The sequence below is a fragment of the Paenibacillus sp. EKM10P genome (assembly GCF_011800655.1).
Taxonomy (GTDB): Bacteria; Bacillota; Bacilli; order Paenibacillales; family Paenibacillaceae; genus Paenibacillus; species Paenibacillus polymyxa.
In genome coordinates this window covers 51529-64084 of sequence record NZ_JAALET010000020.1, presented here as the reverse complement: position 1 = coordinate 64084, position 12556 = coordinate 51529, and the positions used below count along the sequence as shown (strand labels likewise).

Annotated in this window: 10 protein-coding genes; 9 read left to right on the top strand and 1 reads right to left on the bottom strand. The window is 38.3% G+C overall.

What is annotated here, in order from left to right; genetic code table 11:
- The 5 genes from HFE01_RS25045 to bglS form a co-directional block, all read left to right on the top strand.
- Window positions 1–651 (top strand): condensation domain-containing protein (locus HFE01_RS25045; protein WP_167438747.1); only part of this gene is annotated, 651 nt, incomplete at its 5' end.
- A 167-nt stretch (window positions 652–818) separates the two neighbouring features.
- On the top strand, window positions 819–977 hold the full coding sequence (locus tag HFE01_RS25040; RefSeq protein ID WP_167442879.1) for a hypothetical protein: 159 nt from the start codon (window positions 819–821) through the stop codon (window positions 975–977).
- A gap of 234 nt (window positions 978–1211) precedes the next feature.
- Window positions 1212–1448, top strand: a complete 237-nt coding sequence (locus HFE01_RS25035) for a hypothetical protein (protein WP_146169075.1) — start codon at window positions 1212–1214, stop codon at window positions 1446–1448.
- A 561-nt stretch (window positions 1449–2009) separates the two neighbouring features.
- The gene (locus HFE01_RS25030) at window positions 2010–3917 is read left to right on the top strand and encodes a carbohydrate-binding protein (RefSeq protein WP_107733611.1); all 1908 of its coding nucleotides are present in this window, start codon (window positions 2010–2012) and stop codon (window positions 3915–3917) included.
- 197 nt (window positions 3918–4114) lie between these two features.
- Window positions 4115–4828, top strand: a complete 714-nt coding sequence (gene bglS, locus HFE01_RS25025; RefSeq protein ID WP_017426919.1) for a beta-glucanase — start codon at window positions 4115–4117, stop codon at window positions 4826–4828.
- Between the two features lie 135 nt (window positions 4829–4963).
- Here bglS and HFE01_RS25020 read toward each other — a convergent pair whose 3' ends face one another.
- Complete coding sequence (locus HFE01_RS25020; protein ID WP_016820935.1) at window positions 4964–5974, bottom strand: AraC family transcriptional regulator; 1011 nt, start codon at window positions 5972–5974, stop codon at window positions 4964–4966.
- Window positions 5975–6405: 431 nt separating this feature from the next.
- Here HFE01_RS25020 and HFE01_RS25015 point away from each other — a divergent pair, with 431 nt between their 5' ends.
- The 4 genes from HFE01_RS25015 (at window position 6406) to HFE01_RS25000 (ending at window position 12538) form a co-directional block, all read left to right on the top strand.
- Window positions 6406–7386: a family 43 glycosylhydrolase gene (locus tag HFE01_RS25015; RefSeq protein ID WP_107733610.1), complete on the top strand. Its 981-nt coding sequence runs from the start codon at window positions 6406–6408 to the stop codon at window positions 7384–7386.
- Between the two features lie 15 nt (window positions 7387–7401).
- A complete protein-coding gene (locus tag HFE01_RS25010; RefSeq protein ID WP_107733609.1) occupies window positions 7402–8784 on the top strand; it encodes a PTS transporter subunit EIIC in 1383 nt (460 codons plus the stop codon).
- Window positions 8785–8800: 16 nt separating this feature from the next.
- Complete coding sequence (locus HFE01_RS25005) at window positions 8801–11224, top strand: glycoside hydrolase family 3 N-terminal domain-containing protein (RefSeq protein ID WP_107733608.1); 2424 nt, start codon at window positions 8801–8803, stop codon at window positions 11222–11224.
- Window positions 11225–11356: 132 nt separating this feature from the next.
- Window positions 11357–12538: a serine hydrolase domain-containing protein gene (locus tag HFE01_RS25000; RefSeq protein ID WP_107733607.1), complete on the top strand. Its 1182-nt coding sequence runs from the start codon at window positions 11357–11359 to the stop codon at window positions 12536–12538.
- Window positions 12539–12556: the final 18 nt, after the last annotated feature.

Here is a 12556-nt window from a genome sequence, read left to right as displayed (position 1 = left end):
CGAATCGCGGCACAGACCGGAAGTACGCTGTACATGGTGCTACTGAGTGCCTATACCGTCCTGCTGTCCAAATACAGTGGTCAGGACGATTTGATCATTGGTACGCCGGTAGCAGGCCGCTTGTTGCCTGAACTGGAGCCACTGATCGGCATGTTCGTTAATACACTAGCCATCCGGCACCAGCCGCAGGGCAACCAAACGTTCCACAGCTACCTGCTGGAAGCCCGAGAACGTACGCTGCAAGCCTTCGAGCATCAGGATTATCCGCTTGAAGAACTGGTGGAAAAGCTGGATGTAGCGCGGGATGCAAGCCGTAATCCGTTGTTTGACACCATGTTTGTACTGGAAAATACAGAGTCACAGGAAGCGCAACTTGAAACGCTGTCCTTTAGTCCTTATGTTAAGGAACACAGGACCTCCAAATTCGATTTGACCTTGTCCATGAGTGATGAAGACGGGCAGATCAAGGGTTCCTTTGAATATTGCACGAAGCTGTTTGGCGCAGATGCTATTGAACGATTAACCGGAGATTTGATAGCGATCCTGTCCCAGGTTGGAGCTAATCCAGATTTGCTATTAAGCGAAATTCAGGTGAACTCGGACGAGCAGCCGGAAGGCTTCTCGCCGGATTCCATCGACTTTATTTTCTAAATCAGTTTTCATTTTTTTAAAAGAAATGATTTCAGTTTGCAGGCAAGGGTAGCGGCTCAAACCGACGGCCCTGGCCTGCAAAATATTTTTTTCTGATATAACAACGATCCATTCTCATTTCGTTGCTCTCTCAAGTTTCGAAACATGCTCAGTCTGCTTTTCACCATTTGAAAAAAAGGCCAATTCCAGCACTCATTCGGTCAACGGTTCATCTGGACTATGTGCCTCACGAAGCACGTAAAGCCTCATTAAAATATCGGGCTATCCAATCCCTTCGGCATTGGTGGCCACAATCGGTCATCGTTATTAAGCGTTATGAGCCATAAATGAATATAAATGATTAAACCTCAGGGACCTTATCCATCTAGAAGGAGCCCTGAGGTTTTTTGTCATTGAGCAGGAAGGCCTTGCCTGTAGTAATACGAAGCGGTCTCAAAATCTTTTTGGTGATAATAAGCTTCAGCTATAAGGATATACAATCCGCTCAATTTTTTATGAGCTTGCTTTTGTTGATATATGGTGCGAGCTAAAAAGAAGTGATCCAGAGCTTGTGCTCCAGCTTGCCAATCCGAAAATTGGTTATTTCACTGGACAAACCATTGTCATGGATGGCGAACGCTATATGCAATAATCATATTCGTTTATGCCTGACAAACAGCTATGGGTTAGACGATAACCAGGTTGAAGAGACAATGCTTCTGGATCTTCCTCATCGGAACGATACCGACGGTAGTTATCTTGCCTTAATCAAGGTTGTAAATCGGCGCTGTCCAACAGAGGAGAGCGCCCGATTTTAGAAATAACCTAACTCAACTTTCGGTGGACCAAGCCTAAATTGTGATGTATTTAGCGGGTGGATTTTGCTCAATAACCCTAACAGACAGTCTGCCCTTAATTTGCTCGCCTACAATCAAACTCAACCCACTCAGGGCAAATATTATACTTAAACGGTTACGGAAAAACGTCAGTATTTCACAGAGCAAATCGGTAGGTTACATCCCTTTTGGTGTGCTCTTTTAAATTAGAATGATATTGTTATATTTGATAGAGTATGGTATGATCGTTCCAAATAAATCCATTATTATGAATTGAATTACATATTAGTGCTTAATATTTTATATTCTATACTTTATTCAATTAATACTGAAGTTCACAGCATAAGGACAGAGATAAGTAAGTATTGACTTCTCTTGTAGAGCGTTTCCAAACAATAATTTGTAAGCGGTTTCAGATTATTTCTATCCCTTACCACTCTTTACGTCAGTTCTCCTTGCGGGTAGAGGTCTGAGCATATTCTTAAGTTTGATAAATTTACGGATAGCTCAGCTTTAGACCATATAAAAAACGGAGGTTATGTTATGATTAGAAAATGTCTAGTTTTATTTCTTTCCTTCGCTTTATTGCTCAGCGTCTTTCCCATGCTAAATGTAGATGCTGCCAATCGACCACTGGCAAAGCTACCTGGAAATTCCAATCCTCTAATGGATCATAAATTGGGAGCTGATCCCTATTCATTGGTGTATGATGGAAGAGTGTATATTTACATGTCAAGTGATACGTACGTGTATAACAAGGATGGATCGATTAAAGAGAACGACTTCAGTGCGCTGGATCGTATCCAGGTCATATCCTCTACAGACATGGTGAACTGGACGGATCACGGAACGATACCAGTCGCAGGTGCCAACAACAAAAACAGTGGAAGAGGCATTGCCAAATGGGCCTCTAACTCTTGGGCTCCAGCAGTTGCGCATAAAAAAATAAATGGCAGAGACAAGTTCTTTTTATATTTTGCCAATGGGGGAGCAGGTATTGGTGTCCTAACAGCAGACACGCCTATCGGACCTTGGACAGATCCCCTTGGCAAAGCGCTTGTGACACATAGTACACCTGGGATGGCTGGCGTGACTTGGCTTTTTGACCCGGCTGTACTGGTAGATGATGATGGCACGGGATACCTGTATAGCGGTGGCGGAATTCCTAATGAGTCGGATCCGGCTTCCATTGCAAATCCTAAAACCGCCAGAGTCATCAAATTAGGCGCAGATATGACCAGCGTTATTGGAAGCGCCACCACTATAGACGCTCCTTACCTGTTTGAAGATTCCGGTATTCATAAATACAACGGCAAATACTACTATTCGTACTGTATCAACTTTGCCGGAACACACCCTCAACAGTACCCTGCAGGTGAAATCGGTTATATGGTTAGCGACAACCCGATGGGTCCCTTCACTTATAAAGGTCATTTCCTAAAAAATCCGTATACGTTCTTCGGCGTTGGAGGCAACAACCACCATGCTGTATTTAATTTTAAGAATGAATGGTATGTCGTATACCATGCCCAAACGGTCAGCAAGGCTCAAATTGGAGCTGGAAAAGGCTATCGCTCTCCGCATATTAATAAGCTGGTGTACAAGGAGGACGGAAGCATCTCTGAGGTGCAAGGGAATATGACAGGAATCGCTCAGCTATCCAATATGAACCCATATACCAGAGTTGAAGCGGAGACCATTGCCTGGCAAGCAGGCGTTACGACCGAACCCACACAAGCCAGTGGCGGCCCGATTAGCAATCTGAATGTGACCAACATCCATAATGGGGACTGGATCGCTGTCGGGAAGGCTGATTTTGGCTCTGCCGGAGCGAAGACATTCAAAGCTAATGTGGCTACTAATGTCGGTGGCAACATTGAAGTACGGCTTGACAGTGAAACAGGCCCTCTAGTCGGCTCCTTGAAAGTACCTTCAACTGGAGGTATGCAGACCTGGAGAGAAGTAGAAACCACGATCAATAATGCAACGGGGGTTCACAACATCTATCTGGTGTTTACTGGGTCAGGCAGCGGCAATCTGTTAAATTTGGATGCCTGGCAGTTCACTCCCAACACGGGAGGGAATACGATAACCAAGGTTGAAGCCGAGAATATGAAGATTGGCGGCACTTATGCAGGCAAGATCAGTGCACCGTTTGACGGGGTCGCTTTGTATGCCAATGCTGACTATGTATCATATTCACAGTATTTTGCCAACTCTACGCATAATATCTCAGTGCGGGGGGCTTCAAGCAATGCTGGTACGGCCAAGGTGGACTTGGTTATTGGCGGAGTAACTGTAGGTTCCTTCAATTTCACGGGCAAAACGCCGACTGTCCAAACCTTGTCCAATATTACTCACGCTACTGGAGATCAGGAGATCAAACTCGCCTTGACGAGTGATGACGGCACTTGGGATGCCTACGTGGATTTTATTGAATTTTCATTATGATCGCTCATATAAACAGTAGTTGTTTTGGAGCTTTTGCAAAATCGAGGGACCCGCCCTGTTATTCCAAGAGAACGCTATTAGCGGGTAAATGTCCAGGCAAGCTCTATTATTTGGTTTTCGGCAGATCATATTACGTTTGCTGGAAACCACGTTCCACAACTTTCATTCATATTTGAAATTGTCCTTGGAGGTGTATGATGAAGAAGAAGTCTTGGTTTACGCTGATGATCACAGGTGTGATTTCTCTGTTTTTTTCGGTAAGCGCATTTGCGGGGAATGTGTTCTGGGAACCATTAAGTTATTTTAATTCAAGTACTTGGCAAAAGGCAGATGGGTACTCCAATGGGCAGATGTTCAATTGCACTTGGCGTGCCAACAATGTTAACTTTACGAATGATGGAAAGCTCAAGCTGAGTTTAACGAGTCCGGCGAACAACAAATTTGATTGTGGGGAGTACCGATCAACGAACAATTACGGATATGGCCTGTACGAGGTCAGCATGAAGCCTGCTAAAAACACGGGAATTGTCTCATCCTTTTTCACGTATACAGGACCTTCCCATGGCACGCAATGGGATGAAATAGATATCGAATTTTTAGGAAAGGACACGACAAAAGTACAGTTTAACTATTATACCAATGGAGTCGGTGGGCACGAGAAAATTATCAATCTTGGCTTTGATGCTTCAACGAGCTTCCATACCTATGCTTTCGATTGGCAGCCAGGGTATATTAAATGGTACGTTGACGGTGTTCTGAAACATACAGCAACCACGAATATTCCGAGTACGCCAGGCAAAATTATGATGAATTTATGGAATGGTACCGGAGTAGATAGCTGGTTAGGGTCATATAATGGAGCAAATCCGCTGTACGCCGAATATGACTGGGTAAAATATACGAGCAATTAGTATGATTACAGCAGAAGAGGCAGCCCTATAGGGCTGCTTTTGCCTATACAGGGAGAGATAGCTGAATAGACCCCGCTAGGGGATTTTTTAGTTAGCATAATGATGGTATGAAAAACTTCAAAAAAGCAAATATTTTCACTTAAATTTTTGAATAGATTTAGAAATAGAATTGTCTCGAAATTCTTTTGGTGTTACACCAAAATATTCCTTGAACTTTTTGTAAAAGAAATTTAAATTGTTATAACCTATTTCGTTTGCGATCCCATAAATAGGAACGTCAGTATTTTCAAGTAAGATAGAGGCTCTAGTTAACTTTTGAAGTAATATAATTTCAGAAAAAGATCTATTAGTAGTTTTTTTAATTAAATTACTTAGATAGTTTGGATGAAAATTGAAATGCTTAGCTGTGGAAATCAAAGTACATGTCATATAATTTTTCTCTAAATAGTTAAGTATTTCTATAACAGGTGCATTATTTAATGATTTAGAGTTAGAGTGGCTAGAGTCGTACTGAAATACCCTCAATAATTCAGAAAATATAAGCACCATAAAGCAATCAATGATTTCATTTGAACATAAAGATTTATCAAAATATTCACAAAGAAGCTCTCTTATATATATAGGGATTTTTTTGTTATTTTCGGAATTAAATATTATATAATTATCATGATCCCTCTTATCAGAAATAGCATTAATTAAAAACTCTGAGATAATGCCTTTACTTGATAGCCTGCTAAGAAAGGCAGTTGAAAAGTATTCTTTACTCATTAATATATTTATAATAATGTCATTTTCAGTAGTTGGTAAAATAGAATGAGGAATTCCTGTATCTATAATAGATATCTGTCCTTCTTTCAGTTTTACAGTCTTATCTTTTATGACCTCTGTAAATTCTCCTGAATATACATAACTAAGTTCGATATAAGTATGAACATGCATGGGTACTTCAACAAATCGTGTATGTTTACGTGGGGTGATATTTTCGCCCATATTCATATCATTATCATCAAATAAATAAGCATCATGCCCTTCACAGTTAATTATCTCCATTTTTTTATATCTTTCCGATATAACAGGATTTGATTTATATTTTAGCTCTTTTTCTGTTAAAACTCTAAGCATTCTATCTAATTCATCGTGATTCATAGTTGAAACCCCTCTCAAGGTTAGTCATTATATAGTAGGTTATGATATTAAAATCGGTCAGTCAATATGTGTTTATTTGATATTAAAGAGCAATTAAGAAAATGCTATCCTTTCTTCAAGGGAATTATTTAATAGCTTCCTTGAGGTCACAAATATAGAGACGTCTATATAATTTCATCTAAAACTATAGTTTTTATCAGTTAGTATATCCAACGAAAACACTCATTTTACAGAAAACGTATTTATTGTCAGTTGACTTATTATTAAGTGTGAACAAGGAGCTATATGAGTGTTGAAAGGGGTAATTCCTGTAATTAAAAAAGAGACCAACATTAAGTTTCAATATAGGATATATTTAAATTTTCCGTATTTAGATCTAATAATGTAAGAGTAGGGATTTAACTATTATCTTTTATAAGGAGAAGTTTTAAATGTCTAATTCTATTCGACCAGGTCAGGTTTGGCTTGATACAAAAGGTAAGCGTATACAAGCTCATGGTAGTTCTGTAATGTATGTAGATGGTGTCTATTACTGGTATGGGGAAAATAAGGAAAATACAATTCCGGGTAGTGGCGTTTGGCATAATGGTGTTAATTGTTATTCATCTGAGGATTTAATAAATTGGAAATTTGAAAAAACTATTCTGAAGGCGCCTTCAGATGTTAATAACCTGTTACATCCTTCTAGAATTATGGATCGTCCCCATATCATTTATAACAAAAAAAATGAAGAATTTGTAATGTGGATGAAATTAGCAGGGACAGATGAGAATCCACGAGATTGGAATTATCAATATATGGGAATCGCAACATCGAAAAGTATTAATGAAGAGTTTAAGCTTATTGACACAATAGTTCCTTTAGATATGAGCAGTGGTGATTTTGATTTGTTTGTTGATGATAATGATCAGGCATACATTATCTTTGGAAAAGTTCATACAGAAATTGTAATTGCAGATTTAACTGACGATTATAAAAATTTAACAGGAAAATATTCAACGCATTTGCATTTTAGTTCACCTCCATTGGCACGTGAAGCGCCTGCTATCTTTAAAAGAGAAAATGAATACTTTATGTTTACGTCTGGGACAACTGGTTATTATCCTAATCAAACGCTTAGTGCCAAAGCAGATAATATACATGGACCTTGGTATATTATTGGAGATCCGTGTATAGAGGATACGGAAAAGAACACTTTCAATTCCCAAATAAGTAGTGTATTTAAAGTACCTAATCAAGATTTATTCATTGCGATTGGGGATCGGTGGGTTGTTGACTTAACAAGAAAAAAAGAGAAGAGCTCATGGAACATTAATACAAGTGAGTCTGATTATGTTTGGCTACCTGTAGAATTTAGAGATAACATCCCAGTCATTCAATGGAAGTCGGAATGGAATCCAAACAATTTTTAATAAGGGGAAGTTTGTATGAATTTAAAAGATTCAGCAAAAGCAATCGTTGAAAAAGTTGGAGGACCAGAGAATATTGTAAGTGTTACGCACTGTGTAACCAGATTGAGATTTGTTTTAGCTGATGAATCAATTCCCAATGAGAATGAAATCAAAGGTATTGATAAAGTATTGGGTGTTATGAAAGCTGGTGGGCAATATCAAGTAATTGTCGGTAATGTTGTTAAAGATGTTTATGCTGAAGTTGATTCTATATTAAAAGGCAATGCTAATGAAGATCATATCAAGGAAAAAATTGATAAAGTTAAAACAAAAAATAAAGCAAGTTTGATTAACAGGCTATCCAGATCACTTATGAAAATGATTTTTCCACTAGTGCCAACAATGGCCGCGGTAGGTATTATTAAAGGTTGTTTGGCTATATTTCTTATGGCAGGCGTATTGCAGACAACAGATGGTACTTTTATTATTTTGCAAAATATAAATGATGCTTTCTTATACTTCTTACCCATAATTGTAGCATTTTCAGTTGCGAAGACATTTGACTCCAACCCTTATGTTGCTGCTGCGATAGGAGCATCACTGGTATTCCCAGGTATTGTAAAATTACATGATGAGGGTACAGCTTTAACATTTCTGAAAATCCCGGTTATTTTAACTTCATACGGTAATTCGATTTTTCCTGTTATGTTTAGTACTTTTATTGCTGCAAAGTTAGAGAAGTATCTAGAGAGGTTCATACCACCATTTTTAGAATTCCTTAAAATTATGATATTACTTTTGGTAATGGTGCCTTTCACATTCATGGTGGTTGGTCCGATATTTGTAAAAGTAAGTGAGTTGTTAGCGAATGGTACTATGGGAGTTTATAATTTATTCCCTTTAGCTACTGGTGTAATATTCGGTGCCTTTTGGCAGCTTTGTGTGCTTTTTGGATTACATTATGCGTTTATTCCTATTTTGACCGATATCACCCTAAGAAATGGTTCTAATGCGTTGAGCCCGATTTTAGGTATGGGAGTTTGGGCATTAGCTGGAGCTGCACTTGGTTTTGCACTTAAGACTAAACGAAAAGAAAATAAAGCTACTGGTTATTCGGCCATGACTTCTGCACTGTTTGGTATTACTGAACCAGCCATATTCGGGATTGCTTTGCCATACAGGAAACCGTTTATTTGCGCAATGATTGCTGGAGGAATTGCTGGACCATTGAATACAATCTTAGGAACAAATCAATTTTCGCCAGCTGCTGTTGGAGGAATTTTAACATTTGGTGCCCAAATGGATCCGAGTGGTGATCCAGGCCCACTTATAGGATTTTTCATCTGCTTTTTCGTGAGCTTTACTCTCAGTGCAGTTTTAACATACTTTACAACGAAAGCGGACGAAGCACTGAAGTAAAAAGGGAGGATTTATCATGAATAAATTTAGATATAAAGATACAACATTGTCGGCAGAAGAGCGTGCTAAGGATTTAATTCATAGAATGAGCATAGAAGAAAAAGTTGCTCAGTTGCAATGCTATAACCCTAAGGATAAAAATGGTCCGAATTTAGAAAATTCTTTTCACAATGGGGTTGGTGCAATAGCTTTTTTGGCTGCTGCCTGGGATGATTCTAAGGAAATGGTAGCCGATAAGCTTAGAGACTATCAAAAAAAAGTAATGGAATGTAGTCGATTTGATATACCTGCTCTTTTTCATATTGAAGGATTAACTGGAGCATTGATGCCAGAAGCAACAAGTTTTCCTACAGGAATTGGTAGAGGCTCTGCCTGGGATCCAGAACTTGAGTATGAGGCAGGGAAAATAATAGGAAAAGAAATGAGTGCAGTTGGAATTAAACATGCTTTAGCTCCAGTTCTTGATGTTACTCGAGATGCACGTTTAGGTCGTCAAGGAGAAAGTTATGGAGAGGACCCTACTCTTGTTTCTGCACTAGGAACTTCATATGTTGTAGGTATCCAAAATTCTGGAGAAAATGATGAATATAATATTATGGCTACTAGCAAGCATTTTATTGGTTATCATGCTGGGCAAGGCGGAATACATGCTGCTGCGACTAATGTTCCTGAGAGGGAGTTGCAGGAGATTTTCGGAAAGCCGTTTCAATCTGCAATTAGTAAAGGAAATCTTCGCTCAGTCATGAATCAATACGGAAGTGTAAATGGTGAGCCAGTAGCTGCATCTAAATATTTATTGCAAGACCTATTGAGAAAAGAAATGGGCTTTGATGGACTACTTGTCGCAGACTATGCTTCTATTGAAGAGCTTTTTACACGAATGAAAGTCTGTGAAGGAAAGAATGAAGCTGCAGTAAAGGCATTGAATGCTGGATTTGATTTAGAATTACCAACACCAAGTGCTTATGGGGACAATTTAATTCAACTATTGGAAGAAGGTAAAATAAATATTCAGCTTCTAGATGAAACTGTATTAAGAGTTTTAACTGAGAAGTTTAGACTCGGAATTTTTGAAAATCCATTTCCTTCTTCATATGAAAAAATAAATGAAGTATTCAACAAGGAAGAATCAAAAAAGGTTAGTTTGAAATATGCCAGAGAATCATTAATTCTTCTTAAGAATAATGGGATTTTACCATTAGATGCAGCCGATAAAAAAATAGCTATAATTGGACATAATGCAAGATCTACAAGAAGCTTATTCGGTGGGTATTCATATGGTAGCGTATTAGAACTTGCTATGGGTGCTAGAAATACGATGGCAGGTATTGAAGTACAAACAGATGACGTGCTTTGGAGAAATAAAAAGAAAGACACATATCCTGGGAGTATTATTGATGTAGAAATTCCAAAGCTTGAACAAGTTGCAAGTAAAGCGTATAAGCATTGTAAAAATATTTTAGAACAGTTTAAGCAATCTTGTCCAAACTCTGATATTCAATATCAGTATGGTTATCCTTATGTAGGGAATGATGCTCGTCATCATGAAGATGCGTTAAAACTTGCGAAAGAATCTGATGTTACAATTGTTACGGTTGGCGGAAAATATGGATGGGGAACATCATGCTCAACAGGAGAAGGGATTGACTCAAGTAGTATTAATCTTCCTCAATGCCAAGAAGAGTTTTTAGTGAAATTAGGCGAGAGTGGAATTCCTTTTATAGTTGTTCATTTAGATGGAAGGCCTATATCTAGTGATGCTGCTGATAAATATGCTTCTGCAATTATTGAAGCTTGGAACCCTGGGGAGTTTGGTAGTCAAGCTATTGTAGAAACAATTCTTGGTACAAATAATCCAAGTGGTAAACTTCCAGTTTCTGTTGCATATAGTTCGGCTCAAGCGCCACTTTATTATAACCACAGTCAGGGATCAAGTTATCATGTTCAAACCGGTTCCCCATTTACTAGATATATCGATCTTCCCCATACTCCAAGATATTATTTTGGTTATGGTTTATCGTATACTACATTTGATTATCATAATCTACAAACAGAAAAATCAAAGATAAAACCATTTGAGAAGATTCATACTAGTTTTGAAGTAGAAAACTCAGGGGATACAGCTGGTGTTGAAATTGCCCAAATCTATGTATGTGATAAAGTGGCATCTTTAGTTAGACCAGCACAGGAATTGGTTGGATTTTGTAGAATACCTTTAGAAGCTAAACAAAAGAAAAAAGTAGATTTCTATATTGATCCTAGTCAACTTGCATTCCTAGATGAAGATATGAAATGGAAGATAGAAGCAGGGGAATTTGATGTGATGATAGGCTCTTCTTCGGAGGATATCCGGTTAAAAACGAATGTCTATATTTTAGAAGATGGCTATACGCAAAGTAAGAATAGGGAATATTACGCCTCTTATAAAATCAGTGAATAGGTTCCGACCAATTAATTAAATATGCAATTAGTAAGATATAGCAGGTTAGTATATAATCTGCTATATCTTATTTTCCAATTGTTTTATAAAAGCAAAGTAACAGTAAATAGTAGGAATATGGAGGGGTCCAAAATGATTAATGATACAGAAAACAGTCAGATAAAAAAAACTTTAAGAAATAGCATAGACAATGACTACATAGCCGGCGCAAATTTAATGATTATCAAAGATGGAAAAGAAATTTTCTACCATGAAGATGGTTGGGCAGATAAGGAAGCTGGAATTCCAATAAAAAGAGATTCCATTTTTAGACTGTATTCTATGACTAAACCTGTTACAGCTGCTGGTGTAATGATACTACTAGAGCGAGGCGATATAGATTTATATGATCCAGTAAGTAAGTATATTCCTAGTTTTAAAAATCAGATGGTTGATGAGGGAGGCAAGCTGGTTCCGGCGGTACGTGAAGTAAATTTAAAAGATTTGCTTTCAATGACCTCAGGCTTGGTTTACGGCGGGGATAACAGAGCTGGTCGGGATACTGAAGCATTATTCATAGAAATAAAGAATAGGCTATTAGGGGATTCTCCATTGAGTACTGTGGAAGCTATGAGCAGACTAGGAGAGTGCGCCCTTGCCTTTCAACCAGGAACTTCTTGGAATTACGGGACCTCTGCTGATGTACTCGGGGCTGTTATAGAAATAGCTAGTGGTATAAGCTATGGAGAATTTTTAAAGAAGGAATTATTTGAACCACTGGGAATGTGGGATACTGGTTTTTGGATACCATCAGAGAAAAGGCACCGTCTTGTAAGAGCATATGAAGACAATGGGCTAGGTAAATTACAGCCTTATACCGGAAATAATTTGGGTATTATTAATCAGATGGATATGGATCCGGCATTTGAATCTGGAGGAGCAGGACTTGCGTCTACAATAGATGATTACTCAAAATTTACTACAATGCTTATGAATGGAGGAAATCTTGACGACGTTCAGATTTTGCGACCTAAAACAGTGAAATATCTGACATCAGGAACTTTAAATGAGATACAGCAGAAAAGCTTTGATGAATGGCTAACGTTAAGCGGACACAGTTATGGAAACTTAATGCGTGTAATGACAGATTGCAGTAAAGCTGGAGATTTGGGATGCCTTGGGGAATATGGATGGGATGGTTGGCTTGGGGCATACTTTTGTAATTGTCCAGAGGACGATTTAACATTCCTATTCATGATGCAAAAAAAAGATGCGGGAACGACTACACTTACTAGAAAGCTGCGCAATATTATCCTAAGTTCATATTGTAAATAAATCCAAGTTAATCTTTTG